The organism is Micromonospora sp. WMMD730 (assembly GCF_049178955.1).
In the GTDB taxonomy this organism is placed as follows: Bacteria; Actinomycetota; Actinomycetes; order Mycobacteriales; family Micromonosporaceae; genus Micromonospora; species Micromonospora wenchangensis.
In genome coordinates this window covers 7,230,878-7,257,768 of the sequence record NZ_JBMHML010000002.1, presented here as the reverse complement: position 1 = coordinate 7,257,768, position 26,891 = coordinate 7,230,878, and the positions used below count along the sequence as shown (strand labels likewise).

At 70.4% G+C, this 26,891-nt stretch carries 27 protein-coding genes and 2 tRNA genes; 17 read left to right on the top strand and 12 right to left on the bottom strand.

Annotated features, from left to right (window positions below; genetic code table 11):
• Positions 1-65 precede the first annotated feature (65 nt).
• The 5 genes from ACN265_RS31220 to rpmH all read right to left on the bottom strand — a co-directional run bounded on the left by ACN265_RS31220 (position 66) and on the right by rpmH (position 2,735).
• Complete coding sequence (locus ACN265_RS31220; protein WP_208565172.1) at positions 66-644, bottom strand: protein jag; 579 nt, start codon at positions 642-644, stop codon at positions 66-68.
• 212 nt (positions 645-856) lie between these two features.
• Positions 857-1,852 carry a membrane protein insertase YidC gene (gene yidC / locus ACN265_RS31215; RefSeq protein ID WP_204925522.1) on the bottom strand — a complete coding sequence of 332 codons (996 nt, stop codon included), beginning with the start codon at positions 1,850-1,852 and terminating at the stop codon, positions 857-859.
• A 3-nt stretch (positions 1,853-1,855) separates the two neighbouring features.
• Complete coding sequence (gene yidD / locus ACN265_RS31210; protein ID WP_204925644.1) at positions 1,856-2,095, bottom strand: membrane protein insertion efficiency factor YidD; 240 nt, start codon at positions 2,093-2,095, stop codon at positions 1,856-1,858.
• Positions 2,096-2,139: 44 nt separating this feature from the next.
• Entirely contained in the window at positions 2,140-2,568 is a 429-nt protein-coding gene (gene rnpA / locus ACN265_RS31205) for a ribonuclease P protein component (protein ID WP_421410941.1), read from the bottom strand.
• Between the two features lie 29 nt (positions 2,569-2,597).
• The gene (rpmH, locus tag ACN265_RS31200; protein ID WP_067300964.1) at positions 2,598-2,735 is read right to left on the bottom strand and encodes a 50S ribosomal protein L34; all 138 of its coding nucleotides are present in this window, start codon (positions 2,733-2,735) and stop codon (positions 2,598-2,600) included.
• 629 nt (positions 2,736-3,364) lie between these two features.
• Here rpmH and dnaA point away from each other — a divergent pair.
• From dnaA to ACN265_RS31175, 5 genes are all read left to right on the top strand, one after another.
• On the top strand, positions 3,365-5,176 hold the full coding sequence (gene dnaA, locus ACN265_RS31195; protein WP_204925524.1) for a chromosomal replication initiator protein DnaA: 1,812 nt from the start codon (positions 3,365-3,367) through the stop codon (positions 5,174-5,176).
• Between the two features lie 784 nt (positions 5,177-5,960).
• Entirely contained in the window at positions 5,961-7,094 is a 1,134-nt protein-coding gene (dnaN, locus tag ACN265_RS31190; protein WP_088643664.1) for a DNA polymerase III subunit beta, read from the top strand.
• Positions 7,095-7,134: 40 nt separating this feature from the next.
• On the top strand, positions 7,135-8,007 hold the full coding sequence (gene gnd, locus ACN265_RS31185) for a phosphogluconate dehydrogenase (NAD(+)-dependent, decarboxylating) (RefSeq protein ID WP_421410938.1): 873 nt from the start codon (positions 7,135-7,137) through the stop codon (positions 8,005-8,007).
• A gap of 16 nt (positions 8,008-8,023) precedes the next feature.
• Positions 8,024-9,157, top strand: a complete 1,134-nt coding sequence (gene recF, locus ACN265_RS31180) for a DNA replication/repair protein RecF (RefSeq protein WP_204925526.1) — start codon at positions 8,024-8,026, stop codon at positions 9,155-9,157.
• Entirely contained in the window at positions 9,147-9,842 is a 696-nt protein-coding gene (locus tag ACN265_RS31175; protein ID WP_421410936.1) for a DUF721 domain-containing protein, read from the top strand. The genes recF and ACN265_RS31175 overlap by 11 nt, the downstream gene beginning before the upstream one ends.
• 3 nt (positions 9,843-9,845) lie before the next feature.
• Here ACN265_RS31175 and ACN265_RS31170 read toward each other — a convergent pair whose 3' ends face one another.
• Positions 9,846-10,073: a hypothetical protein gene (locus ACN265_RS31170; RefSeq protein ID WP_145917177.1), complete on the bottom strand. Its 228-nt coding sequence runs from the start codon at positions 10,071-10,073 to the stop codon at positions 9,846-9,848.
• A 90-nt stretch (positions 10,074-10,163) separates the two neighbouring features.
• Between ACN265_RS31170 and ACN265_RS31165 the strand changes: the two genes are divergently transcribed.
• Positions 10,164-10,658 carry a MarR family winged helix-turn-helix transcriptional regulator gene (locus ACN265_RS31165; protein WP_421410935.1) on the top strand — a complete coding sequence of 165 codons (495 nt, stop codon included), beginning with the start codon at positions 10,164-10,166 and terminating at the stop codon, positions 10,656-10,658.
• A 13-nt stretch (positions 10,659-10,671) separates the two neighbouring features.
• Here the strand turns inward: ACN265_RS31165 and ACN265_RS31160 are convergent, their stop codons facing one another.
• Complete coding sequence (locus tag ACN265_RS31160) at positions 10,672-11,256, bottom strand: hypothetical protein (protein ID WP_204925528.1); 585 nt, start codon at positions 11,254-11,256, stop codon at positions 10,672-10,674.
• Positions 11,257-11,784: 528 nt separating this feature from the next.
• Here ACN265_RS31160 and gyrB point away from each other — a divergent pair.
• The 6 genes from gyrB (at position 11,785) to ACN265_RS31130 (ending at position 17,899) form a co-directional block, all read left to right on the top strand.
• Positions 11,785-13,731, top strand: coding sequence for a DNA topoisomerase (ATP-hydrolyzing) subunit B (gyrB, locus tag ACN265_RS31155; protein WP_421410933.1), 1,947 nt, complete (start codon positions 11,785-11,787; stop codon positions 13,729-13,731).
• Positions 13,732-13,852: 121 nt separating this feature from the next.
• Positions 13,853-16,375: a DNA gyrase subunit A gene (gyrA, locus tag ACN265_RS31150; protein WP_421410932.1), complete on the top strand. Its 2,523-nt coding sequence runs from the start codon at positions 13,853-13,855 to the stop codon at positions 16,373-16,375.
• Between the two features lie 4 nt (positions 16,376-16,379).
• On the top strand, positions 16,380-17,255 hold the full coding sequence (locus tag ACN265_RS31145; protein WP_204925531.1) for a DUF3566 domain-containing protein: 876 nt from the start codon (positions 16,380-16,382) through the stop codon (positions 17,253-17,255).
• Positions 17,256-17,544: 289 nt separating this feature from the next.
• Positions 17,545-17,618: transfer RNA gene (locus ACN265_RS31140), tRNA-Ile, on the top strand.
• 49 nt (positions 17,619-17,667) lie between these two features.
• On the top strand, positions 17,668-17,796 hold the full coding sequence (locus ACN265_RS31135; RefSeq protein ID WP_211291697.1) for a DLW-39 family protein: 129 nt from the start codon (positions 17,668-17,670) through the stop codon (positions 17,794-17,796).
• 30 nt (positions 17,797-17,826) lie between these two features.
• Positions 17,827-17,899 (top strand) — tRNA-Ala (locus tag ACN265_RS31130).
• A gap of 17 nt (positions 17,900-17,916) precedes the next feature.
• Here ACN265_RS31130 and ACN265_RS31125 read toward each other — a convergent pair.
• The 4 genes from ACN265_RS31125 to ACN265_RS31110 all read right to left on the bottom strand — a co-directional run bounded on the left by ACN265_RS31125 (position 17,917) and on the right by ACN265_RS31110 (position 21,347).
• The gene (locus ACN265_RS31125; RefSeq protein WP_421410929.1) at positions 17,917-19,200 is read right to left on the bottom strand and encodes a tyrosine-type recombinase/integrase; all 1,284 of its coding nucleotides are present in this window, start codon (positions 19,198-19,200) and stop codon (positions 17,917-17,919) included.
• 279 nt (positions 19,201-19,479) lie between these two features.
• Entirely contained in the window at positions 19,480-19,839 is a 360-nt protein-coding gene (locus tag ACN265_RS31120; RefSeq protein ID WP_421410928.1) for a helix-turn-helix domain-containing protein, read from the bottom strand.
• Positions 19,840-20,553: 714 nt separating this feature from the next.
• Positions 20,554-20,901, bottom strand: coding sequence for an HNH endonuclease (locus ACN265_RS31115; protein WP_421410926.1), 348 nt, complete (start codon positions 20,899-20,901; stop codon positions 20,554-20,556).
• Positions 20,901-21,347, bottom strand: a complete 447-nt coding sequence (locus ACN265_RS31110; protein ID WP_421410924.1) for a hypothetical protein — start codon at positions 21,345-21,347, stop codon at positions 20,901-20,903. Before ACN265_RS31110 ends, ACN265_RS31115 begins: the two co-directional genes overlap by 1 nt.
• Positions 21,348-21,500: 153 nt before the next feature.
• On the opposite strand from ACN265_RS31110, the gene ACN265_RS31105 reads away from it, so the two are divergent.
• From ACN265_RS31105 to ACN265_RS31095, 3 genes are all read left to right on the top strand, one after another.
• Positions 21,501-21,698: a hypothetical protein gene (locus ACN265_RS31105; protein ID WP_091249213.1), complete on the top strand. Its 198-nt coding sequence runs from the start codon at positions 21,501-21,503 to the stop codon at positions 21,696-21,698.
• 150 nt (positions 21,699-21,848) lie between these two features.
• Positions 21,849-23,210 carry a hypothetical protein gene (locus ACN265_RS31100; protein WP_421410923.1) on the top strand — a complete coding sequence of 454 codons (1,362 nt, stop codon included), beginning with the start codon at positions 21,849-21,851 and terminating at the stop codon, positions 23,208-23,210.
• Between the two features lie 1,007 nt (positions 23,211-24,217).
• A complete protein-coding gene (locus ACN265_RS31095; protein WP_421410921.1) occupies positions 24,218-24,553 on the top strand; it encodes a DUF952 domain-containing protein in 336 nt (111 codons plus the stop codon).
• 66 nt (positions 24,554-24,619) lie between these two features.
• Here ACN265_RS31095 and ACN265_RS31090 read toward each other — a convergent pair whose 3' ends face one another.
• Positions 24,620-25,366, bottom strand: a complete 747-nt coding sequence (locus ACN265_RS31090; RefSeq protein ID WP_421410919.1) for an HAD-IA family hydrolase — start codon at positions 25,364-25,366, stop codon at positions 24,620-24,622.
• Between the two features lie 194 nt (positions 25,367-25,560).
• Between ACN265_RS31090 and ACN265_RS31085 the strand changes: the two genes are divergently transcribed.
• Positions 25,561-25,878, top strand: a complete 318-nt coding sequence (locus ACN265_RS31085) for a hypothetical protein (RefSeq protein WP_421410918.1) — start codon at positions 25,561-25,563, stop codon at positions 25,876-25,878.
• A 33-nt stretch (positions 25,879-25,911) separates the two neighbouring features.
• The gene (locus ACN265_RS31080) at positions 25,912-26,880 is read left to right on the top strand and encodes an L-threonylcarbamoyladenylate synthase (protein ID WP_421411703.1); all 969 of its coding nucleotides are present in this window, start codon (positions 25,912-25,914) and stop codon (positions 26,878-26,880) included.
• The last annotated feature ends 11 nt before the right edge of the window (positions 26,881-26,891 follow it).

The window sequence follows — 26,891 nt, the reverse complement described above, 5'->3', positions numbered from 1 at the left end:
GCCCGGGTGGTGTTGCACCCGGGCCGGCAGCGGTATCGGTCGTGACGTCGTCGGTGGGCACCAGTTCAGTCCGCCGGCCGGACGACGATGCGCCGGGTCGGCTCGACACCCTCGGACTCGCTCTCCACACCGCTCATCGCGTTGACCACATCGTGTACGCACTTGCGCTCGAAGGCCGACATCGGCTCCAGCCGGACCGGCTCGCCGTGCTCCTTGACCTTCTCCACCGCGTTCTTGGCGACGGCGGCGAGTTCCTTGCGCCGGGTGGCGCGGTAGCCGCCCACGTCGAGCAGGAGCCGGCTCGGGGAACCGGTCTGCCGGAACACGGCCAGCCGGGCCAGCTCCTGGAGCGCCTCCAGGGTGGCACCCCGCTGACCGACGAGGTTCTGCAACCGGCCACCGACCACCTCGACGACCGGACGGCCGCCGGAGACCAGCTCGTCGATGTCGCCGTCGTAGTCGAGGATGTCGAGCAGGCCCTCGATGTAGTCCGCGGCGATCTCGCTCTGGGCGAACAACTCACCCTCGCCGGCGGACTTCTTCTCCTTGCCGCCGTCGGCGGGCTCACCCTCACCGGTCGCGGCGGTCGGGACGGTCTCCTCGTCGAGCGAGGCGTCCGCGCTGGGGATGCTGGTGTCGGTCACGGTGTCATCTCCGTACTAGCTCGGCCGGACCGTCGGGTCCGTTGGTCTCCCGGGTCGGCCGGCTGAAGGGGGCCGGGCTCGACACGGGCACGTCTGGTGGGGGCAGTCCCGTCCGCCACGTCGGGCGCGGCGGATCCGGTCCGGCGCCTGCCGTCACGGCGGCTGCGCGTACCGGGGGCTGCCGCCGGTCCCGCCGACGGCAGCCCGTCGGCTCAACCCTGGCGCTTGGCCGGGCCCTTCTTCGGGTTGACCGGCTTGGCACCGGGCTTCGGCCCGGCGACCTTCGGCGCGGCCGGCTTGGCCGGCACCTGCGCGACGGGCTTGTTCCGGTTGAGGAAACCACCGGACTTGGCCGGCTGTACCGGGTTCCGGCCACCCGGGGTCGTCGCCTTGCCGCCGGCGACCCCCTTGTTGGTCACCAGCGGCGGGAACTTGCGGAGCACCCACTGCTGCTGGCCGAGGGTGAACAGGTTGTTGGTGACCCAGTAGATGATCACACCGATCGGGAAGATCGAACCGGAGACCAGCAGGGAGAGCGGGATGCCGTAGAGCATCAGCCGCTGGATCATCCGCTGCTGCGGGTCCTCGGCCCAGCCGGTCTTGAGGATCATCTGGCGGCTGGTCAGGTAGGTGGTGCCCATCATGACCAGGACCAGGATGCCGGCGATCACCTTCACGGTGGTGCCGTTCGCGCCCAGCCGGGCCAGCTCGTCGGCGGTGGAGCCGAACTTGCCGGCGATCGGGGCGGTGAAGATCTTGGCGCTGGAGGCGCTGTCGAACTGCTCGGCGGTCCAGCCGTAGAGGCTCTTGGCCTCCTTGGCCGGGTCGAGCCGGCGCAGCACGTGGAAGAGACCCAGGAAGACAGGGATCTGGAGGAACATCGGAAGGCAGCCCATCAGCGGGTTGGCCTTTTCCTTCCGATAGAGCTCCATCATCTCCTTCTGGAGCGTCTCCCGGTCACCCTTGTGCTTCTCCTGGAGCTCCTTGACCTTCGGCTGGAGCGCCTGCATCGCCCGCTGGGACTTGATCTGCTTGACGAAGACCGGGAAGAGGATCACCCGGACGGTGACCACCAGGAAGACGATGGCGAGAATCCACGACCAGTTGGTGCCGAGGACCGCGTCGACCGGCACCCCGATGGCGTCCCACGCCGAGTGCCAGGTCAGCAGGATCCACGAGATCGCGTAGTAGATCCAGTCGAGACTCAATTCTCAGACTCCAGTCACGTCGGCGCGTCGGCGGCGGCCCGGCTCCGGCACCGGGTCGTGTCCACCAGGGTGGAAAGGGTGGCAGCGCGACAGCCGCCGGACCGTCAGGCCGGCTCCCCGCAACGCACCGTGACGGGTCACCGCCTCCAGGGCGTAGGCACTGCACGACGGGTAGAACCGGCAGCGGGCCGGCAACGCCGGACTTATCCAACGACGGTACGCGATGATAGGGCCACTGAGCATCCGGGCACCCATGCTCCGGCGCGGCGGCACGATCGGGCTGCTGCTCACCGCGGCCTCCGGCCCCGGGGCTGCCGGGCGGCGGCGATGGCCGCGTCCAGGTCGCCCGCCAGCCGGGGGTACGGCGTCCCGGCCGCGGTGGGCAGGGCGCGTACCACCAGGGTGCTGCCGGCCGGCAGCGCAGCCAACCGTTCGCGGACCAGGTGCCGCAGCCGGCGGCGGACCTTGTTGCGGACCACGGCGGGGCCGACGGCCTTGGACACGACGAAGCCGGCGCGGCTCGACTCGGAGATCAACTCCGGGTCGGTGGTCCGCGCCGGCTCCGGCGGGGTTGTCCCGAGGGGTGTAGCCGCGGGTGTGGAGGTCGCCGGCAGCGTCAGGTGGACGACGACGGCGCCACGACCGACGCGTCGACCACCCCGGACCGCTGCGGCGAAGTCGGTGCTACGCCGCAGTCGCTGTGCGGCCGTCAGCACGACTGTCCACGTCCCCGGACCGGTCGGCCTCAGGCCGACAGGCGGGTGCGGCCCTTGGCGCGGCGGGTCGACAGGATGGCGCGGCCGGCCCGGGTGCGCATGCGCAGCCGGAAGCCGTGGGTCTTCGCGCGCCGGCGGTTGTTCGGCTGGTAGGTGCGCTTGCTCACGTCAGGCTCTCCGTTTTCGTACGTCCCCGGTGCGGGTTCGCCCGGGGTCGTTTGGTGGACCAGACCACCTCGGCGGTGGCCTCCGATCGGCACTGCCCGGCGGCACGGAACCTCGACGGGGCGAGGCGGCGACCACGGACAGCGAGCACCCATCACCCTAGCAGAGGGCGACAGAGCAGCCGCTCCAGCCTACGCAGGGGGGCAATGACCGTCAAACCACCCTGGGCTGCGGCTCCGGGGTGGCCGCAGCACCGCCGATCCGGCGTCGCGTCCCGATCCTGACGGGGGCGTCGGTTGATGGCGGCCGGCCGTCGCTGTTACCGTGCGCGTTTGCGGTCAGCTTCAGGTCCGGGTTGTCGTGCGGAGCGCAAGACCGGATCCGGCAGTGAATCGTTCGGCACGGTGAACCCGCTTCAACGCCCTCCCCGACAAGGGGGGCAGGTCCGACCCGCGTCCGGCGGGCGGCCACAATCGGTCGGTACACACAGGCTGTGGATAACTTGTGGATGCCGGCCGGTCAGCCGTCCGGTGGGTGAGAGGTACCACCCGCTCGAACGCGGTGGCGGGCCCGGCACGATCCGCTGGACCACAGCGGCGGCCGGGAGCAGAGGCGAGGGGGTGGCACGACGGTGGCCGGAACGATCGACCTTGCCGCGGTGTGGACCGCGGCGACGGACGAACTCGCCGACGAGATCATCTCCGCCCAGCAGCGCGCCTACCTCCGACTGACCCGGCTGCGGGCGATCGTCGAGGACACCGCGTTGCTGTCGGTGCCGGACGCCTTCACCCGGGACGTCATCGAGTCCCGGCTGCGCCCGGCCATCACCGAGGCGCTCACCCGTCGGCTGGGCCGACCGATCCAGGTCGCGGTCACCGTCCGGATCGCCGAGGACGCCGCCGGTCGACCGGCCGGCACCGTCTACCGCAGCGGGCCGGAGGCCGCCGCCGTGGTGGAACCGGGTCCGGCCGTGGACGACTATCCGGGATTCCGGCCGCCGGCCTACGACGAACCCGAACCGCCGTACCCCCGGGAGGCCGGGCCAGCGCCGGAGCAGGCCGGGGAACGGTCGCCCGCCGGGCAACCGGAGCCGGACGGGCACCGCCCGGCCCGGGTTCCGGCCAGCCGCGACGGCGGTCAGGACACGCTGTTCGGCGTCGGCTTCGCCGAACCGGCACGGCTGGACCGCCCCGCCCCCGAGCGGCGCGGTTTCGAGGAACGCCACCGCGCCGAGCCGGACACCGACCCGCGCGGCTACGAGCCCGCGTACCGGGACCAGGGACGCGCGCCACGTGACCAGCAGGGTCCGCGCGGCCTGGCCCGCGACGGCGCCACCGACAGCGGGCCCGGTCGGGCCGGCGTCGACCACCGTCCCGGTGCCGGCGACCGACGCCCCGGCGGTACGGAGTCCAGCGGCAACCGGCTCAACCCGAAGTACATGTTCGAGACGTTCGTCATCGGCTCGTCCAACCGGTTCGCCCACGCGGCGAGCGTCGCGGTGGCCGAGTCACCGGCCAAGGCGTACAACCCGCTGTTCATCTACGGCAGCTCGGGGCTGGGCAAGACCCACCTGCTGCACGCGATCGGGCACTACGCCCAGACGCTCGGCAACGCCCGCTCGGTCCGGTACGTCTCGACCGAGGAGTTCACCAACGACTTCATCAACTCGCTGCGGGACGACAAGACCAGTGCGTTCCAGCGCCGCTACCGCGACGTCGACATCCTGCTGATCGACGACATCCAGTTCCTGGAGAACCGCGAGCGGACCCAGGAGGAGTTCTTCCACACCTTCAACACGCTGCACAACGCGAACAAGCAGATCGTGATCACGTCCGACCGCTCGCCGAAGCAGCTGGCGACGCTGGAGGACCGGCTGCGGACCCGGTTCGAGTGGGGGCTGCTGGCCGACATCCAGCCGCCCGACCTGGAGACCCGGATCGCGATCCTGCAGAAGAAGGCCGCCCAGGAGCGGCTGTACGCCCCACCGGACGTGCTGGAGTTCATCGCCTCCCGGGTGTCGAACTCGATCCGGGAACTGGAGGGGGCGCTGATCCGGGTCACCGCGTTCGCCAGCCTGACCCGCTCCAACGTCGAGCTGTCGCTGGCCGAGGAGGTGCTGCGGGACTTCATCCCCGACGGCACCGGGCCCGAGATCACCGCCGACCAGATCATGATCTCCACCTCGGAGTACTTCGGGGTGAGCCTGGAGGACCTGCGCGGGCACTCGCGTTCCCGGGTGCTGGTGAACGCCCGCCAGGTGGCCATGTACCTGTGTCGAGAGCTGACCGACCTGTCGCTGCCCCGGATCGGGCAGGCGTTCGGCGGACGCGACCACACCACGGTGATGCACGCCGACCGGAAGATCCGCCAGCAGATGGCGGAGCGGCGCTCGCTCTACAACCAGATCGCCGAGCTGACCAACCGGATCAAGCAGAACACCTGAGACGTACGCCACTCCCGCTGCACCACCGACGCCCGGCCGATGCCCTCGGCCGGGCGTTTGCGTGGCGGTACGCCCCAGCGAGGTTGACCCTCGACCGGGTCGAGGGGCCACGATCGGCGCATGACGCCGTCTTCCTTATCCACAGGACCGCCCGGTTGTCCACACCCCCTGTTCCACAACCGGTGGATAACCACGCTCCGTCCGGAGCCGGTTACCCACAGACTGTGGACAAACCCTGGGGACAGTGCTGTGGACGGCTGGGGACAACCGCGGCGTTGTCCACCGACGACGGTGGGCCTGTGGGCAACCTGTTGAAGGTTCTGGGGATGACGGCGGTCCGGGTCCGACCGGTTGTCCACAGCGCTGGGGGTAAACCCGGTGGATTACCGGTGGACAACCGGTGGACAACGGTGGACAACTCTGGGGACACCGGGTGCCTGTGGACCACCGACCGGGTTTACCCCCCGGTTCTCCACAGCGAACCCACCGGTGGATAACGTGTCTGAGCTGCGACGACGCGAGTTACCCACAGTTTGCACAGGTGCGATGAAGACGATGAGTTATCTCTTCTGAAGAATCAAAAACCAATCATCACCGTTGGACTTCCTGTGGATCGGGCCGCAGCGCTGCCGTCGGCAGTCACCCCGGCACCGGAAGCACGGGGTCGGGCGCACAGCCGATGCCCACGCGCCCTAAGGTGCGATGGGTACCCGCACGGTCGGGCGGGACGGTGGGCAGCGGTCGGCATGAGAGAGTTGTCGCTGACGTCGACGCGGAGGCATTGATGAAGTTCCGAGTGGAGCGCGACGCGCTCGCCGAAGCGGTGGCGTGGACCGCGAAGAGCCTGCCCAGCCGGCCGTCCGTACCGGTGCTCGCCGGGGTGATGCTGCGGGTCACCGACGGCAACCTCCAGGTCTCCGGCTTCGACTACGAGGTCTCCAGCCAGGTGACCGTCGAGGTGCAGGGCGACGCCGACGGGGCCGCCCTGGTCTCCGGCCGGCTGCTCGCCGAGATCACCAAGGCGCTGCCGGCCAAGCCGGTGGACATCGCCGCGGTCGGCGCCCACCTGGAGCTGGTCTGCGGCAGCGCCCGGTTCACCCTGCCCACCATGCCGGTGGAGGACTATCCGGCCCTGCCGGAGATGCCGGAGAGCGCCGGCACCGTCGAGGCCGCCGCCTTCGCCGCCGCCGTCGGCCAGGTGGCCATCGCCGCCGGCCGGGACGAGACGCTGCCGATGATGACCGGGGTCCGGCTGGAACTCTCCGGTGGCACCCTGGCGATGCTCGCCACCGACCGCTACCGGCTCGCCCTGCGCGAGATGGAGTGGAACCCGGACGACCCCGAGATCAGCATCAACGCCCTGGTGCCCGCCCGCACCCTGAACGACACCGCCAAGGCGCTCGGTCCGCTCGGCGGCCAGGTGACCATGGCGCTGTCCCAGGGCGGTGCCGGCGAAGGCATGATCGGTTTCTCCGGCGGCACCCGTCGGACCACCAGCCGGCTGCTCGACGGGGCCAACTACCCGCCGGTCCGCTCGCTCTTCCCGGCCACCAGCAACGCCGAGGCCCGGGTGCCGGTGAGCACCCTGATCGAGGTGGTCAAGCGGGTCGCCCTGGTGGCCGAGCGGACCACCCCGGTGCTGCTCAGTTTCAGCTCCGACGGTCTGGTCGTCGAGGCCGGCGGCACCGAGGAGGCCCGCGCCAGCGAGGCCATGGAGGCCACCTTCACCGGCGAGCCGCTGACCATCGGGTTCAACCCGCAGTACCTGATCGACGGCCTGGCCAACCTGGGGGCCCAGTACGCCCTGCTGCGCTTCGTGGACGCCTTCAAGCCGGCGGTGATTTCCCCCGCAGGTGAGGATGGCGAGGTCATCCCTGGGTACCGGTACCTCATCATGCCGATCCGCGTGTCCCGCTGATCGGCACCGGCAGCACCCGGACGCACGGAGGTAGGAGCAGATGCAGCTCGGCCTGGTAGGACTCGGCCGGATGGGCGGCAACATGCGCGAGCGGTTGCGCGCCGCCGGCCAGGAGGTCGTCGGCTACGACCGCAACGCCGACCGCAGTGACGTCGCGAGCCTTGCCGAACTGGCCGACAAGTTGCAGTCGCCCCGGGCGGTCTGGGTGATGGTCCCCGCCGCCGTCACCGACGCGACGATCGATGCGCTCGCCGAGGTGCTGGGCGAGGGCGACATCATCATCGACGGCGGCAACTCGCGGTTCAGCGACGACGCGCCCCGGGCCGCCCGGCTGGCCGAGCAGGGCATCGGGTACGTCGACGTCGGCGTCTCCGGCGGTGTCTGGGGCAACGTGAACGGCTACGCCCTGATGGTCGGTGGCGCGCAGGAGCACGTCGACCACCTGATGCCGATCTTCGAGGCGTTGAAGCCGGCCGGTGACCACGGCTTCGTGCACGCCGGCCCGGTCGGCGCCGGCCACTACGCCAAGATGGTGCACAACGGCATCGAGTACGGCCTGATGCACGCCTACGCCGAGGGCTTCGAGCTGCTCTCCGCCGCCGAGATGGTCACGAACGTGCCGGGGATCATCAAGTCCTGGCGGGAGGGCACCGTCGTCCAGTCCTGGCTGCTCGACCTGCTCGACCGCGCGTTGGACGAGGACCCGGACCTGGCCACGCTGACCGGGTACACCGACGATACCGGTGAGGGGCGCTGGACGGTCGACGAGGCGATCCGGCTGGCCGTCCCGCTCAACGTCATCACCGCCGCCCTGTTCGCCCGGTTCTCCTCCCGGCAGGACGACTCGCCCGCGATGAAGGCGGTCGCCGCGCTGCGCCAGCAGTTCGGCGGGCACGCCGTGCACAAGCGCTGAGCGGCATCCACAGGCTGTGTACGTCCGCCGGCTCGAACTGGTCGACTTCCGCTCGTACGAGCGGGTCGGCGTCGATCTGGAGCCGGGTCCGAACGTCCTGACCGGTGCGAACGGCGTCGGCAAGACCAACCTGGTCGAGGCGTTGGGCTACGTGGCGACCCTGGACTCGCACCGGGTCGCCACCGACGCTCCCCTGGTCCGGCTGGGCGCGACCGCCGCCGTGATCCGCTGCGCGGTGGTGCACGACGGCCGGGAACTGCTGATCGAGCTGGAGATCGTCCCCGGTAAGGCCAACCGGGCCCGGCTCGGGCGCTCCCCGGCCCGGCGGGCCCGGGACGTTATCGGCGCGTTGCGGCTGGTGCTGTTCGCCCCGGAGGATCTGGAACTCGTCCGGGGCGACCCGGCGGAACGCCGTCGCTACCTCGACGACCTGCTGGTGCTCCGCCAGCCCCGGTACGCCGGGGTGCGCGCCGACTACGACCGGGTGGTCAAGCAGCGCAACGCCCTGCTGCGTACGGCATACCTGGCCCGTAAGACGGGCGGGTCGCGCGGCGGTGACCTGTCGACCCTGGCGGTCTGGGACGCCCACCTGGCGCGGCACGGGGCCGAACTGCTCGCCGGCCGGCTGGAACTGGTCGCCGCGCTCACCCCGCACGTGGCGAAGGCATACGACGCGGTGGCGGCGGGGGCCGGGGCGGCGGGCATCGCGTACCGGCCGTCGGTGGAGCTGACCGGGGTGGGCACCGACCGGGAGGTGCTCGCCGAGGCGTTGACCGCCGCGCTGGCCGAGTCCCGGTCGGCCGAGATCGAGCGGGGCACCACGCTGGTCGGGCCGCACCGCGACGACCTCGTGCTCACCCTCGGCCCGCTGCCCGCCAAGGGGTACGCCAGCCACGGCGAGTCCTGGTCGTACGCGCTGGCGCTGCGGCTGGCCGGGTACGACCTGCTGCGCGCCGACGGGATCGAGCCGGTGCTGGTGCTCGACGACGTCTTCGCCGAGCTGGACGCGGGTCGCCGGGAGCGGCTGGCCGAACTGGTCGGCGGGGCCGGTCAGCTCCTGGTGACCTGTGCGGTGGACGACGACGTCCCGGTGGCCCTGCGTGGCGCCCGGTACGCCGTCGGCGAGGGGACGGTCCGTCGTGCCGACTGAACCGGAGCAGCCCACCGGGTCGACGGGTCGCCCGGGGCGCACCACCCCGGGCGGGGCACGCGGTGCGCGTACCCCCGGTGCAGCCGGCGGGGGCGCGGAGGGTGCGCGGGGCCGACCGGCGGGCGACGACGCGGACGCCGCGCCCGGGGGGTCGGCGGCTGCGGCCGGTGACGCGGCGGGGGCGAGCGGGCCGGAGCTGGCGCGGGCGGTGCTCGACGCGGCGCGGGCCCGGCGGGAGGCGGCGGCCCGCACCCGGCGACCGGGGGTGACCGGCGCGGCCGACGGTGGTGGGCGGCGGCTGCGGGGTTACTCCGGGCCGGGGCCGGACCCGCGTGACCCGCAGCCGTTGGGCGCGGTGCTGGAACGGCTGATGAAGGCGCGGGGCTGGCAGCAACCGGCGGCCGAGGCGACCGTCTTCGGTGCCTGGGAGAAGGTCGTCGGGGCGGAGATCGCCCAGCACAGCCGCCCGGTCAAGCTGGAGGACGGCGAGCTGACCGTGGAGGCCCGCTCGACCGCGTGGGCCACCCAGTTGCGGCTGCTCGCCGGATCGCTGTTGAAGCGGATCGCCGGGGAGGTCGGCCACAACGTGGTGCGCAAGCTGCACATCCACGGGCCGGCGGCGCCGTCCTGGTCGCGGGGGCCGCGTCGGGTACGTGGTCGGGGACCGCGCGACACCTACGGCTGAGGTTCACCGTTCGGCGCGGCGGGCCTCCCGCTCGGCGCGTTTGCGTTCCCGCTGCTCGCGGCTCCACTGCTTGCGCCGTTCCAGGTCCTCTTTCCAGGCGTCGCGGGCCTGCCGGGAGCCGCCCTGCACCGCGCCGGCCACCTCCGGCGGGCCGGCCAGGTTCTTGAACGCCCAGGCCAGGAGCCGGCCACCCTCGCCCGGGGCCTTAGCCGCCGGCTTGTCCTCACTCATCGGCAACCGAACCTTCCTCGACGCTTGGTGTACAAACAATTGGTACACCAAGCGTTGGTAGCATCGCAACGGCGACGAGGAGGAACACACGTGGACGGGCAACCCGACGGGGATCCGCTGGCGTTGGAGGAGCAGGTCTGCTTCGCGCTCTCCGTCGCCGCCCGCGGCGTCGTCGCGGTCTACCGGCCGCTGCTGGAACCGATGGGGCTGACCCACCCGCAGTACCTGGTCATGCTGGCGCTCTGGCAGTACGCGCCGCTGTCGGTACGCGAGCTGAGCCGGCTGCTGCAACTCGACCCGGGCACCCTGTCGCCCCTGCTCAAGCGGCTGGAGGCGGCCGGCTACCTACGCCGGGAGCGGGACCCCGCCGACGAACGCAGCCTCGCCGTGTCGCTCACCGGGAGCGGCCGGGCGCTGCGGGCACAGGCCGAGCAGATCCCCCCGGCGGTCGTGGCACGGCTCGGGCTGCCGCTGGCCGAGCTACGCGACCTGCACGGGGCGTTGACCCGGGTGATCGCCGCCGCCAACGGCGCGGTGACGGCCGGGCCGCCACCCGCCGGGCCGGCGACGCCCGACAGCCCCTAGAGCCGGGCCCCGATCAGGGCTGCGGGCCCGGACGACGGCCGGGCTCGGCGTCGGCGTAGATCGCGAAGCCCCGGTCGGCACAGCGCCGGTAGAAGGCGGCCAGCACCCCCAACTCGGCGCAGGTGAAGTCCCACTGCGGCGGGTCGCCGTTCTCGTCGCGCAGCCGGTCGAGCCGACTGCCCAGCCAGCGCAACTGCTGCTCGGCCAGGCGGCCGTCACCGAGCAGCGCGCGGAGCACGTCGCTGACCGACTCGAAGGTCACCGTCTCCCCGTGCGGCCGGTGCTGGGCGACGAACTTCTCCACCCCGTCGGCGATCCAGGCGCAGCCGTCCGGGTCGATCACCGGATCTTCGTCCTCGGCGGCGGCGTCAGTGGCGTAGAGCACATTTTCCAGGCCGAGGATCAGGTCGACCAGCTCGGTGTACGCGGTCGCCCGGACCGTGCCGGTCTTGGCGATGTGCTCGGCGAGCGCGGCGGTCGGCGCCGAGATGCGCGGAACGTCGACGATCTCGCCGAAGTCGACGAACTCGGCCGGCGCGACCGGGTCGTAGAAGCGGCCGGTCCGCGGCCAGTGCACCGCGACATTGTCCAGCCCCATCTGGTGTCACCTCTCGAGAGCACGTGTCGGATCGATCGGGTCCATCGTCCGGTTACGGGCGGAAAAGATCAAGACGAGCGACTTCGTCGCGCGCCGCAAAGCTACGGTACGACCACCGCCCGACGCGACCCCGCGCCACCCCTCGGGCCGGACTATCCGGTGGCGGCGGGCACGGAAACCGGGCCGGGGCGTGTAGGGGGAGTCGCGGACAGCGAGATTCGGCCCGCTACGAGGGTCTGAGCCGCCTTCAAGGGGTGCCGAGTGGCGGTTATGTCGTGTGCGCACAGTAAGATTGACGCTGAGACGACGACCTGACGCGGTGCGACGGACGGGGGCCCTCACCGGCCCTTGATCAACGTCCCGGGTCGGGTCTGGCCGATCGCGATCCGCGGGCAACCGCGGCGACCGGCGCGCACGATCCGGGACGGCCCTGCGGGGCCGTCGCCCGTGCACGCCGACGTCGCGTCCTGTCCGCCGAACCCGCGCCCCCGCGCCCTCGGCGCGGACGGTGCGAGAAAGTGGCCGAGGGTGGCAGCGCAGGACAAGCAGGATTACGGCGCAGAGTCGATCACCGTCCTCGAGGGTCTGGAGGCGGTCCGCAAGCGACCCGGCATGTACATCGGGTCGACCGGCGAGCGTGGCCTGCACCACCTGGTGTGGGAGGTCGTGGACAACGCGGTGGACGAGGCGCTCGCCGGCTACTGCGACACCATCGACGTGGTGCTGCTCGCCGACGGCGGGGTCCGGGTCACCGACAACGGCCGTGGCTTCCCGGTCGACCTGCACCCGAAGCTCAAGAAGCCGGGCGTCGAGGTCGCGCTGACCGTGCTGCACGCGGGCGGCAAGTTCGACGGCAAGGCGTACGCGGTCTCCGGCGGTCTGCACGGCGTCGGCGTCTCCGTGGTCAACGCCCTCTCCACCCGGATGGCCGTCGAGATCCACAAGTCCGGCCACGTGTGGCGGCAGAAGTACCACAACTCCAAGCCGGAGCCGCTCGACAAGGGCGAGACCACCGACCGCACCGGCTCGGCGGTCTCCTTCTGGCCGGACCCGGACGTCTTCGAGACGGTCGACTTCGACTTCCAGACCATCTACCGCCGCCTGCAGGAGATGGCCTTCCTCAACCGGGCCCTGTCCATCCACCTGCTCGACGAGCGGGTCGCCGAGGGCGAGGAGGGCAAGCCCCGCGAGGTCACCTTCTACTACGAGGGCGGCATCGCGGACTTCGTCCGGCACCTCAACGCCTCGAAGAACCCGATGCACAAGACGGTCGTCGAGTTCGCCGCCGAAGAAGAGGGCATGTCGGTCGAGATCGCCATGCAGTGGAACGAGTCGTACGGCGAGTCGGTCTACACCTTCGCCAACACGATCAACACGCACGAGGGCGGCACCCACGAGGAGGGTTTCCGGGCGGCGCTGACCAGCGTGGTCAACCGCTACGGCAGCGAGCGCAAGCTGCTCAAGGGCGACGAGAAGCTCTCCGGCGAGGACATCCGCGAGGGGCTGGCCGCGATCATCTCGGTCAAGCTGGCCAACCCGCAGTTCGAGGGCCAGACCAAGACCAAGCTGGGCAACACCCCGGTCAAGAGCTTCGTACAGCGGGTCTGCAACGACCGGTTGGTCGACTGGTTCGACCGTAACCCGGCCGAGGCCAAGACCATCATCCAGAAGGCGTCCCAGGCGGCGCGGGCCCGGATCGCCGCCCAGCAGGCGCGCAAGCTGGCCCGCCGCAAGTCGTTGCTGGAGTCCGGCTCGATGCCCGGCAAGCTGGCCGACTGCCAGTCCACCGACCCGCGCGAGTCCGAGGTCTTCATCGTCGAGGGCGACTCGGCCGGCGGCTCGGCCAAGCAGGGCCGCGACCCGCGCACCCAGGCGATCCTGCCGATCCGCGGCAAGATCCTCAACGTGGAGAAGGCCCGGATCGACCGGGTGCTGAAGAACAACGAGGTCCAGGCGCTGATCACCGCGCTGGGCACCGGCATCCACGACGACTTCGACATGGAGAAGCTGCGGTACCACAAGGTGGTGCTGATGGCCGACGCCGACGTCGACGGCCAGCACATCCAGACTCTCCTGCTCACCCTGCTGTTCCGCTTCATGCGTCCGCTGGTCGAGCTGGGTCACGTCTACCTGGCCGCACCGCCGCTCTACAAGATCAAGTGGAACAAGAAGGGCGACGACGCCCAGTACGCGTACTCCGACCGGGAGCGGGACGGGCTGATCACGCTGCGCCAGCAGAAGAAGCCCAACGCCAAGCCGGACGACATCCAGCGGTTCAAGGGTCTCGGCGAGATGAACTATCCCGAGCTGTGGGAGACCACGATGAACCCGGCCACCCGGACGCTGCGTCAGGTCACCCTCGACGACGCCGCGACCGCCGACGAACTGTTCAGCGTGCTGATGGGTGAGGACGTCGAGGCCCGCCGCTCGTTCATCCAGCGCAACGCCAAGGACGTGCGGTTCCTCGACATCTGACGGCACGGTCGGCCGGTGCCCCACCGGCCGACCGTCGTCCACCGGGTTATCCACAGCCTGGCCGGTTTCCACAGCGTTATCCACAGCACGAACACGACTCTGAGTCTGATAAGGGTTAACAGTGACCGATACTCCCGAGTCCACCCCGAACGAGCCGGAGACCACCGAGACACCCCTCGCGGCGGTCGTCCAGCACGACCGGATCGAGCCGGTCGGGCTCGAGGTCGAGATGCAGCGCTCGTACCTCGACTACGCGATGAGCGTGATCGTCGGGCGGGCCCTGCCGGACGTACGGGACGGGCTCAAGCCGGTCCACCGCAAGATCCTCTACGCCATGTACGACTCGGGTTACCGGCCGGACCGGGGCTACGTCAAGTGCTCCCGGGTCGTCGGCGACGTGATGGGGCAGTTCCACCCGCACGGCGACTCGGCCATCTACGACGCGCTGGTCCGGATGGCCCAGCCCTGGGCACTGCGCTACCCCCTGGTCGACGGCAACGGCAACTTCGGCTCGCCGGGTAACGATCCGGCTGCGGCCATGAGATATACCGAATGCAAGCTGGACCCGCTGGCGATGGAGATGCTGCGGGACATCGACGAGGACACCGTCGATCTCCAGGACAACTACGACGGCCGGGCCAAGGAGCCCACCATCCTGCCGTCGCGCATCCCCAACCTGCTGGTCAACGGCTCCGAGGGCATCGCGGTCGGGATGGCCACCAAGATCCCGCCGCACAACCTGCGCGAGATCGGCGCGGCGGTGCAGTGGTGCCTGGAGAACCCGGAGGCCGACGAGGCGACCACCCTCGAAGCGCTGCTGGAGATCGTCAAGGGTCCGGACTTCCCGACCCACGGGCTGATCGTCGGTCAGGCGGCCATCCAGGACGCGTACCGGACCGGGCGTGGCTCGATCCGGATGCGCGCCGTGGTGGAGGTCGAGGAGGACAAGCGGGGCCGGCCGGCGCTGGTGGTCAGCGAGCTGCCCTACCAGGTCAACCCGGACAACCTGGCCGAGCGGATCGCCGAGCTGATCAAGGAGGGCAAGCTCGCCGGCATCGCCGACATCCGGGACGAGTCCTCCGGGCGTACCGGCATGCGGATCGTGCTGGTGCTCAAGCGCGACGCGGTCGCCAAGGTGGTGCTGAACAACCTCTACAAGCACACCCAGCTCCAGGAGACCTTCGGCGCCAACATGCTGGCCCTGGTCGACGGGGTGCCGCGCACGCTCAACCTGGCCCAGTTCCTCCGCTACTACGTCGAGCACCAGATCGAGGTGATCCGGCGGCGGACCGCGTTCCGGCTGCGCAAGGCCGAGGAGCGGGCGCACATCCTGCGCGGTCTGTCCAAGGCGCTGGACGCGCTGGACGAGGTGATCGCCCTGATCCGGCGGTCGCCCACCGTCGACGACGCCCGGCAGGGCCTGATCCGGCTGCTGGAGATCGACGAGATCCAGGCGACCGCGATCCTGGACATGCAGCTGCGCCGGCTGGCCGCCCTGGAACGGCAGCGCATCCTGGACGACCTGGCCAAGCTCGAACTGGAGATCGCCGACCTCAAGGACATCCTCGCCAAGCCGGAGCGGCAGCGGAAGATCGTCTCCGAGGAGCTGAGCGAGATCGTCGCGAAGTGGGGCGACGAGCGGCGCACGAAGATCGTCCCGTTCGACGGCGAGGTCTCCATGGAGGACCTCATCGCCCGCGAGGACGTGGTGGTCACCATCACCCGCACCGGGTACGCCAAGCGCACCAAGGTCGACCTCTACCGCTCGCAGCGGCGCGGCGGCAAGGGAGTGAGCGGCGCAACGCTGCGGCAGGACGACATCGTCAGCCACTTCTTCGTATGCTCCACCCACGACTGGATTCTGTTCTTCACCAACAAGGGCCGCGTGTACCGGGCCAAGGCGTACGAGTTGCCCGAGGCCAGTAGGGTGGCCAAGGGCCAGCACGTGGCCAACCTGCTCGCCTTCCAGCCGGACGAGCAGATCGCGCAGATCATCGAAATCCCGAACTACCAGGTGGCCCCCTACCTGGTACTGGCCACGAGAAACGGCCTGGTGAAGAAGACCCGACTCGAGGAGTTCGACTCCAACCGGTCCGGCGGCGTCATCGCGATCAACCTGCGCGATGAGGACGAGCTGGTCGGTGCCGTGCTCGCGGCGCCGGAGGAGGACCTGCTGCTCGTCTCCAAGAAGGCCCAGGCGATCCGGTTCAACGCCTCCGACGAGGCGCTGCGCCCGATGGGTCGGGCCACCTCCGGTGTGATCGGCATGCGCTTCACCGACGACGACGTCCTGCTGGCCATGGAGGTCGTCCGGGAGGGCCTGGACGTCCTGGTGGCCACGAACGGGGGATACGCGAAACGTACCCCCATCGAGGAATACCCGGTTCAGGGCCGGGGAGGTAAGGGCGTGTTGACTGCGAAGATCACCGAGCGCCGCGGTGGTCTGGTCGGCGCGGTGGTGATCGACCCGGACGACGAGCTGTTCGCGATCACCAGCAACGGCGGCGTCATCCGGACTCCGGTGAAGCCTGTACGCCGTACCCGTGACCGGAACACAATGGGGGTCAAGCTGATGGACCTCCCGGACGGCGTGACTATCGTGGCGATTGCTCGCAATGCCGACGAGCCTGACGAACAGGACTAGTTGAATGACGGAGACACAGGCGAAGTCGGGGAACAAGGGGACCTCGGCCACCCCGGTCGACGAGGAGGCCGCCAAGAGCGGTACAACCCCCGCCGGCCGCGCCGCCGTGGGTCGGGCCACCGTCCCCGCCGACGCGCCTGCCCCGAAGTTCACCCGGGCACCCGGCATGGCACCGCCGCCGGACAAGCCCGGTGAGGACTCGGGGACGACGGAGAAGTCCCAGCCGACGGGCACCGACGCGCCCTCGTCAGCCACCCAGCCGGTGGCTGCGGCGGCCCGGTCGAGCAATACGACACAGCCGATCGCGGTGGGGGCCGCCACCTCCCCGTCCACGACCGGCACCCAGCCGAAGGTCGGCGGTTTCCGGCCGACCCCGGACAACGCCGCCCGCCCCGCCAACGGTGGCGGTCTGCCTCCGGGCATCGGTGGCGCGTCCGCCGTCGGTGCCGCGCGGGTGGGTGACGCGGTACGCGCCGCGCGTACCTCGGTCAGTTCGGCCGCCTCCCGGGGGCCGCGCCGGGCCCGGCTGAACCTCAAGCGGATCGACCCGTGGTCCGTGATGAAGTTCGCCTTCGCCGTCTCCGTGGTGCTGTTCATCGTGGTGGTCGTGGCGACCTCGGTGCTCTACCTCGCGCTGGACGCAATGGGTGTGTTCCAGAGCGTCAACGACAGCCTGACCGACCTGGTCAGCGCCAGCGGCGGGCAGGGCACCAACAGCGGCTTCCAGATCACCGCGAAGGGTGTCATCCTGACGTCCGCCCTCGTCGGGCTGGTGAACGTGGTGCTGTTCACCGCGCTCGCCACGCTGGGGGCGTTCATCTACAACGTCTGCGCCGACCTGGTCGGCGGGATCGAGCTGACGCTCGCCGAGCGCGACTGATCCGACCCGACGCCGGGGCGCCGCGAACAGCGGCCGCCCCGGCGTCGTGCTTTTCCGGCCTGGTGGCCGAGCGGCCCGGCTCGTGCCCGCTCGTGGGCCGATCCAGCGGTGTCCGGGCCGCCCGATGCCGCTGTTTCCCGCCACAGGAGTGGATCTCCGGCCCTTGGGACCGGGGGAAAGGGCTCGCCCGGCAGCGGGTCGACCGGTACGGTCGGGAAGGCGCGGGAGCGTCGGCCACCCCGATTTGGGAGCGGACGACGCGATGGGTTAATCTTGCTCGTCGCCACGCGGGGCTATAGCTCAGTCGGTTAGAGCGCAGAGCTGATAACTCTGAGGTCGCTGGTTCGATTCCAGCTAGCCCCACCGCACACCGTTCCGACGGGCAGTCGAGTCGAGCGCGAGGGGTCGCCCCATGTTCAAGAAGCTTCTGTTCCTGGTCGGCATCATCGGCGTCGCTGCTGTGGTGGCCAAGAAGGTCAAGGAATCCAACGACGAGCGCGCCCTGTGGCACGAGGCCACCACCTCGCCCGACCTGCGCTGACCAGCCAGCACCCGGCGGCTCTCCGCCCTCGGGGCCCTAGCTCAACTGGCAGAGCACTGCCTTTGCAAGGCAGGGGTTAGGGGTTCGAGTCCCCTGGGCTCCACTCAACTCCCGTGCAGGTCACGGGGCCTTTTCCTCACCCTCGCCTTCCTCGTTTGATCGACCGTCTTCATCGGTCGTCAGCGAGTCGTCAGCAGGGGGCGCGAAAACACCTCGTACGAGTCGATGAAAGTCGGCCGGCGTGTGCGTGTAGCGGTTGAGCGTGGTCGACGCCTGTTCGTGCCCCATGACCGCCTGGACGACGTTGACCGGCACGCCGCTGGAGACAAGCCAGGTCGCATAGCCGTGCCGCAGGTCGTGAAACCGCAGCCCGCCGGTCGCCTTGAACGCGACGTGCGCCACCGCGTCCCGGTGCGTGGTGAACTCCGCCGACCACTCCGCGCGTTCGCTGTCGCGCCAGACCGCCCGGAACCGGTGCGGCCCGTCCTCGGTGACGATGCCGAGCAACCCGGCGCGCACGAGCGAGGGCCGCCACACCTGGCGCCGGAAGTTGCTCCGAAGCATCGGGTCTCCCGCCTGATTGGTGAAGACCCGATCAGTAGTGTCGGGGTTCGTCAGGGCACGGTGGCGACCCAGTTCGGCGCGCAGGAACGGCGGTACGGGGACGACGCGCCGACTCTGCGCCGTCTTCGGGTACGGCTTGTCGGCCGGGTGCCCGTTGACCTCGATCACCACTCGCCGCACGGTCAGCGTGGCGGCCTGGTCGTCGTCATCGGGCAAGTCGATATCGGCCCACCGCAGCCCGAGGCACTCGCCCCACCGCAGCCCCGCCCCGGCCGCCGCCGCGACGACGGGACGATGCCACTCCGGGACGCTCGGTAGGAGTAGCTCCGTCACCTGGTCGAGCGTCAGCATGAGTTGCCCACCCGCCCGCTTGCGTTGTGCCGGCAGGCGTACGCCCTCGCAGGGGTTGAACGCGATCAGCCGGCTACGGACGGCCGACGCGAGGATGGACGACAGCAGCGAGTGACAGGAGGCGACGGTGGCCGGCGACAGTTCTCGGCCGAGACGGGTTACCCACTCCTGAACGGCCAGGTGGTCGATGCGGGCAACCGGCCAGGTGCCCCACTGCGGCAGCAACCGCGCGCGTAGGCGGGACGTCCAGCCGGCCAGCGTGGTTGCCTCTACGGACCGCGAGGCAAGCCAGCGTTCGGCGTACGTATCGAATCGGGTCTTGCCGGCGGCGGGGTCGACGTAGGTTCCCTGGCTCACGGTCGTTTCCGTGGCCGCGAGGTACGCGGCGGCTTCCTTGCGGGTGCGGAAGGTCTTCGCCTTCTGCCGGCCGGATGGATCGCGCCAGTTGGCGCGGAAGGTCCCGGCGGGGGTCTTGATGATGTGTCCCACGGTTGTGAATCTCCTTGGGTCGGTAACGCTTTGTCGATGTGTGCCGTCCTGCGGACGGGGGGTTGCGGTCGCGGTTTGGCAGGCCGTGAGGTGTCGTTTCGGGGCCGTGCGGGGTGGTTGGCGGTGGTTGGCGCGACTCGCGACTAGCGGAGAGTCGTGCTGGCCGTCCCGGTCGCGGCTGGGGTCGCGGCTGCGCGACCGGTCGCGTGTCTGCCGCGACCGCGAGGGCGTCGTGTCGGGTTGGCGGTCTGGTAACGGTGCGTGTGTGGCGCAGGTGGCCTAGCGGCCCGTTCCGTGGCGGTGGGCGCGGGTCTGGATCGCGGCGGCGACCTCGGCGCGGGCGGTCTCGACGTCGGCCGGCGACGGGTGCGGGTCGGTCTGCGGGTCGACGCGGCAGGACTCCAGCCATTCGTGGAAGCGGCGGCGGGGAATGGCCCATCGGCCGCCGAGTTTGATGGCGGGGATGTCGCCGGAGCGGATCAGGGCGTAGGTGCCGCCGAGGTTGAGCGAGAGCATGTGGGCGACTTCCTTGACGGTGTAGACCATCCGGCCGATCGGGGCGCTCTCGCCGTTGTGCGCGACGCTGGCCGGGCCGGTGGCGGTGGTGTCGCGGGGGGTGAAGTTGACGACGTTGCTCACTGCGTGTGCCTCCACAGGTAGGAAGTGCGGATCATCGGTGGTCGGTGGTTCTGGCAGTTCGGGGCGGCGGGGACAGTGGGTAGCCGTGTCCCTGGTGTTTGTGCTGGTCACAGCGTTTGGGGGACACGGGGGACAGCGGGGACACGGGGACAGCGGCTAGCCGGGCGGGTGTCGGGTGTCCCTGCTGTCCCCCGTGTCCCCGCTGTCCCCCGATGGGGGTTGAGCTGCGTAAACGTGGGGGGACACGGGAGACAGCGGGTGTCCCTTGGGCACGGTGACAACGAGGGTTGTCACTCGGCGGCCCAGCTCGACGCCGCCCGTCCGTGTGCGCCGCGACGCCGCCCGCCTGTTTCAGCCGTAGTGCGCTTCGTATCGGATGCGCGCACTGCCGCACGGGGGAGACGACGGGTGTCGTGTTGTGTTCGGTGGCCGTCATCGTGGCAGCACCGAATCTTCTACAGGGCAGGCTGAAACAGGAGGGGGTGTCTGGTGTGGACGGCACGCGCGGCGGCTGGGGGTGAGCGGTGGTGAGGCTGCGCATTGGTGGTGAGTCCGGCGTCAGCCGGGCCTGTCGATGGTTCGGGTGTGACCGCACGCGGACCCCCTTTCGTGGGGTGACGATCAAGGCCGTTGGTGCTGGTGACGGTCCGGTCGGTGACGCGATGGTGACGCGCCACCGACCGGTGGCAGTGCCTGGATGTCCGACCGGGTTGCTCAGGCAGGACGCGGTGTCAGCGCGGGCAGCGGCAGACGCCGCCGGACCCACCGCGTCAGCCGGATCGGCCACGGCACCGACCGAGCAGCCTCGGCGTGGCGGTGAGCCTCGGCGATCTGGCGCAGGAACACCTGCGGCAGCGTGTCGCCCTTGGCGCTGTTGCACGGGTTGCACGCGAGCACGAGGTTGAACTGACGCCAGCCCGGCAACACGCTCTGCGGGATCAGGTGATCGATCGTTGCGTCCGCTAGGTCGACGAACACCGTCGTGCAGTAGAAGCAGCGCTTGCCGTCGCGGGCGGCGAGGGACCGCCGTAGCTGCGCACGGCGCTTCGAGGTGGCCGCCATCAGGCGGCCCGGACCAGCGTGCGGCGGGCACCGGTCGAGCGGGACGCGGCTCGCGTCCGCGCGGCCGGGGCCGACAGGCCGAACGCGGCGATCACTCGCGCCTCGCACATCCGCCGGTGAGCCCGCTCGGTCTTGCCGAGGTGCGCCGTACGCGGGTCTCGGTCATGAACCACGGCGTCGTGCAGCGCGGCCAGGCCGTACGCGCTGAGGACGTAGGCGACCTCGTCCCGGATCTCCGCAAGGCTCATCTCGGCGACCTCGGCCATGCTGCACTCGGTCAGCATCAGCGCCATCACCAGATCATCGAGCGACAGCGGCAACACCGCCGCGACCTGCACGACGGCCACACCAGTGGACTCGAAGTCCCCCGGGCGACAGGGAATCGACACCACGGGAGCGGCCGGGCCGTTGACGGTTGCCGCCGAGGGGTTAGCCTTGACCTGCATCTTCGTACTCCTTCGCTGGAAACGGGTTGATGCACTGGCCTCGGCGGGGGTGCCACCCCGCCGGGGCCGTTTGCGTAGGTCATACGGTAGCCGGCTACCCGCTAGCTGTCTAGCCGTATCTTCGGTAGCCGGCTAGTCGCTACACTGCGAGACATGGCGACCCTTGACGACCTTCAGAAGCTCGCTGCTCGCGTACGAGAGGCGAACCAAGCGCTCGACGACCTGCGGCAGAAGCGTGACCAGCTCATCCGCGACGTGCGCCGGTCGACCGACCACACCGTTCCCGAGATTGCCGAGGCTGCCGGCGTGTCGCAGGCGACCGTCAAGACGGTCGTTCGTGGCTTGCGCTGAGAAACCGTTGTCATGCAACGAGAAAACCCGACGGCAGTGGGCATCGACACCATGTGAAGACCCGTGTGAAGTTCGAGAGTCCACGTGGGCGTATCCCTCCCCTGGTCGTAGCCGGTAGCGTCCGAGGTAGGCCCTGGGGAGGGACGGACCGTGAACGAACCGAACGACGCTCTTGCCGCTCTCGTCGGCGAAGCCGGCTACTCGTGGGCCGGACTGGCTCGCCGCGTCAACGACCTGGGTGCGAACGAGGGTCGGGCGCTGCGGTACGACTACACCGCGGTGAACCGCTGGGTGAAGCGCGGCGAGAAGCCACGTCCGCCCGTTCCGACCCTGCTTGCACAAGCCCTGTCCGAGCGGCTGAGTCGTCGTGTCAGCCCGTCGGACTTCGGTATGACCGAGGAAGAAACCCTTGCCGCGCGGGGGTTGCAGTACTCGAATGACACGCGCACGACAGTCGATACCATCATTGATCTCGGGAGAGCTGACGTGAAGCGCCGCGACATCGTGAAGGCACCGTTTGTACTGGCCGCGCTCGGAGCGCCTAGCCGAGACTGGCTGCTCGCCATGCTGGACGAGACGGCGACGGAGCGCGGTCCGCGCCAGGTGGGTATGCGCCAGGTGGCCGGCATCCGCGACATGTTCGCGCTCTTTCAGGACATGGACGTGATGCGCGGGGGTGGCCATGCCCGGACCGCCCTCGTGGAGTACATGCAGAGCTACGTGCTGCCGCTGCTCAAGCGCGACCACGAACCCTCAGTGCAGCACGCGCTGTACGAAGCCGCCGCCGAACAGTCCTACCTTGTGGGCTGGATGGCGTACGACGATGGCGAGCACGGTCTAGCGCAGCGGTACCTGATCCAGGCGCTACGACTGGCGCAAGCCGCTGGTAGCGCTGCGCTCGGTGCTCATGTGCTGGCCGGCATGTCGGATCAGGCGAACCTGCTCGGTCACCCTCGCGAGGCGCTGATGCTGGCTCGGGCCGGTCGCCGTGGGCTATCCGAGGGAGATTCGCCCGCCTGCCTCGCGGATCTTCACATCTTGGAGGGCCGTGCGCTCGCGGCGCTCGGTGAGAAATCTGCCGCCGCCGCATCGGTCGTGAAGGCTGAGCAGGTGTTCGGGCGCGTGGTTCACGACGACGAACCGGCCTGGGCGAAGTTCATCGACGCGCCGTACATCTTCGGTGAGGCTGCGCACTGCTTCCGTGATCTCGGCCAGCCATCGGAGCTTGAGCGCTTTGCCAACGAATCCGCTGCTGGCGCTCGACGGCAGGGGCGTGCCCGGCGCGGCGCGCTCAGTGAGGCGGCGCTGTCGATCGCTGACCTTGACCGGGCCAACGTCGAAGCTGCCGCATCACGGGCGGCGCACGTTGTCGACCTGGCCGCGTCGGTCAACTCGTCACGAGCCATCGAGACGGTGCGCGACCTGCAACGCCGCATGAAGCCGTTCGGCAACCTGCACGAGGTCCAGCGGTTCAACGCGCGAGCCGGGGCACTGCTTGGCCTTGCCGCCTAACGGTCCGGCGGGGGCAGGTCGGTTAAGACTGCCCCCGCCGGGGCTCAGGCGACGAACAGTGCGACGAAGGTAGCGGCAGCGGCAACCAGCGTCGAAACCGCTGTTACCAGGGCCGTTACGGCTGTGAGGTAGCCGATGCGGCGACTGTGCTGGTCATCGCTTTGCTTGGCCCGTTCATGCCGGGTTGCTAGCCTGGGCACTCGATCTCCTTAAGTCCGTTGCTCGCGGATCAACACGGAGTTCACTGCGGCACCCGTTCCTAAGGCGGGTGCCGCTCCGTGTCTCTAGAGGTTCTACACCGCTGTGACGACAGCCGGACGGACCAGATGAGCGATCGAGCGTCAGCCGTGTAGGTCCTCTGCCTGAGATCGAATCACCCGATCCGCGAGCAGCACAACAAGCGCGGTGGACGAACCTGGGAGAGAAGCTGTGGAAGCTAGTGCACAGAGTAAGCAAAGGCTGCGGATAGTGATGCTTAGGACTGCAGGGCGGCAGAGGCTTGCCGGGGTCGCATCGGTGACTACCTGCAAATATAGAAGCTTCTATGTGTTGTGACCAAAGACTCTCCAGTACGACGCTCTATTCGCCGGTAGCCGCGTAATGCGAGGAATGCTCGGCTGTGTCCGATATGAGCTTGCACCCTCGTCAGCGGAAAGTCAGCGAACACCATGTGGGTCGTTGGCAACCGATGGCAAAGAACGGCAGGCGCTAAGCAGCGTGCCACCAGGGTTGTCTCTCGTTGGCCACGCTCAGCGCCTGTCATCCGCCTTTGCAAGGCAGGGGTTAGGGGTTCGAGTCCCCTGGGCTCCACCAGACGATCCGCGACCCTCTTCGCCTCGTCATCCCTTTCAGCCGAACGGCTTCTCCCAGCGGTCTGCCCGGGTTGGTGGCCTGCCTCAGTAGCTGGCCAGCCGGGGTGCCTACTGCATCAGGTGGCTTGCCGGATGCCGGTCGGGTTGGCGGGCTGCGGCAGCTGCGGATCAGCCGGCCATCTGCCACCCTGGGCTGTGCTGATTTACAAGATCCTGCTGCCCGCCGAGTGGGCCGAGTTCGAAGCCGCCGGCCGCTTCGACGGATCGCCGTTCGACCACAGCAGCGGCTTCATCCACTGTTCCTCGCGCGAACAGGTGGGTGCGACCGCCCTGCGGTTCTTCGCGCACGAGCCGGCGCTCGTGATCGTCGACCTCGACGCCGGGCTACTCGGCGCGGCGGTGCGCTGGGAGGACACCTCCGACGGCGGTTCCTTCCCGCACGTCTACTCGGCGCTACCGCGCGACGCCGTCGTCGCGGTCCACCACGTGGCGGGGGCGTCGTCGGTGGACGACACGCTGGGGCAGAGCTAGGCAGCGAACCCGGTCGAGGGACGGCCCTCCCCGCAGACGGCGACGGGAGGAGGAACCGGAACCTGCTCAGGCCTGACGCAGCAGAGCCAGCAGGCCGTGGCCGTCCTCGACCCGGGCGTCCGGTACGACGGCGGGGTGCGGCTGCTCCCGGTCGGTGCGGGGGGAACGCATCAGGATCGCCGCCCCCGCCCCGGCCCGGCGGGCGCACTCGACGTCCCGACCGAGGGTGTCCCCGACGAACCAGCAGTCTCCGATCGGCACCCCGACGGCCTCCGCCGCCAGCAGCGCCAGGCGCGGGTTGGGCTTCCGGGGGCCGGCTTCGTCGCTGTAGAACTGGGCGGCGAACGACCCGGCCAGCCCGACGGCGGCCAGGAAATCCCGGTGCGCGGCGCCGCAGAGGGTGTTGCTCACAACGGCCAGCGGAAGACCCGCCCCCGTCGCTGCCCGCAATGCCTCGGGGATACCCGGGCGCACCGCCCAGTCCGCCCGCCACGTCCAGGCGTACGACAGGGGGGTCGCCTCGCGGTCGACGGCGTCGCGGGCCGGGCGGGGCCACGAGCCGGTGACGAACTCTGCCCACACCCGGGCGTGCGGCAGCTCCACCGGGTCGGCCGTCCGGCCCGCGTCGTCGCGCCAGGCCGAGTACCGTCGCGCACCCCCGGTCAGGTCGGCGGCGATCTGCCGTTCGGACACCGCGCCGTCGACGAGCTGGAAGAGCCGCCGGACGAGTTCCGGCGAAGCGGGCGGCTGCGGGGGCGCGTCGGCCAGGACACCGCCGAAGTCCAGCAGGAGGGCGCGCGGCGAGCGGAGCATGTCGGCGATTCTCCCGCAGGGTGACCGACCGCGGGACGGCACGGTCGGCGTGCGTCCTCTAACCTCTCGGCAATGGGAGCACTCAGACCGTGGCACCTGGCCCTCCTGATGCTCTGCTGCCTGGTGCCCACGGCGCTGGCCATCGGCGGGGGCGTCTGGGCGATGCTCCGCTCCCGTCGGAGCCGTTGAGCCGCATGACGACCGATGGTGACCCGGGTAGCCGCCGTCTCCAGCTCTACTGCCGGATCGACGTCACCGTGACCGACCCGGCCGCGCTGACCGGCCACGCGGTCGCCGAGCTGCGTGCCGCCGACATCGACTGGGCGCAGGAGGAGGACGACCTGCCGTCCGCCAGCGCGGAGCTGCGCGGTGACCTCACCAGGGCGCTCGCCTCCGTCGCGGACGTCACCCGGATCGTCGACGGAATCCCGGGCATCGAGTTCCGGGGCGGCGTCTGCTGGGCGGAGACCGGCCCGCCACCCGCATCGGTCCGGGCGTCGACGGCAGGCTAGCGTCGGGGGGTGACCACTGGCTCCTGCCGCGTCCTGCCCGCCGAACACGACGGCATCGCCGAGGCCGCCGACGTGCTGCGGGCCGGCGGGCTGGTGGCCTTCCCCACCGAGACGGTCTACGGGCTCGGCGCGAACGCGTTGGACGCCCGGGCCGCGGCGCGGATCTTCGAGGCGAAGGCTCGGCCCGGCTTCGATCCGCTGATCACCCACCTCGCCGACGCCGCCGACCTGCCGGCCCTCGTCGGCGTGTTGCCCCCGACCGTCGCGGCGCTGGCCGAGCGGTTCTGGCCGGGGCCGCTCACCCTGATCGTGGACCGGCCGGCCGTGATCCCGCCGATCGTCACCTCCGGCCTGGACAGCATGGCCGTGCGGGTACCCGACGAGGCGTCCGCCCGTGCGTTGATCAGGGCCGCCGGGGTGCCGGTGGCCGCCCCGAGCGCCAACCGGTTCGGGCAGCTCAGCCCCACCCGGGCCGAGCATGTCGTACGCGGGCTCGGCGCGGCGATCGACGTGGTGCTCGACGGCGGTCCGACCCGGTGCGGGATCGAGTCGACCATCGTGGACGCGCGTGGCCCGCAGCCGGTGGTGCTGCGCCTCGGAGCGCTCGCCGTGGAGGACCTCGTCGCGGCGGTCGGCCCGGTGACGATCCGGCCGGGCAGCTCCGGGCAGCCGGTCGCCCCCGGTACGTTGGCCGCGCACTACGCGCCGCGTACCCCGTTGCGGTTGGTGCGGGGTGCGGTGCCGGCGTCGGACGACGGCGTCCGGCGGGGCTACCTGGCCTTCCGCGCGGCCCCTGCGGCGGACTACGCGGCGGTGGAGGTGTTGTCGCCCGCCGGTGACGTGACCGAGGCCGCCGCCCGCCTCTTCGACGCGCTGCACCGGCTGGACGCGGCCGGGGTGACCGAGATCCTCGCCGAACCGGCTCCCGACGAGGGGGTCGGCCGGGCGGTCAACGACCGGCTGGGTCGGGCCGCCGCCACCTGGTCCCCGCCCCCGGCCTGACCTCGCCGAAG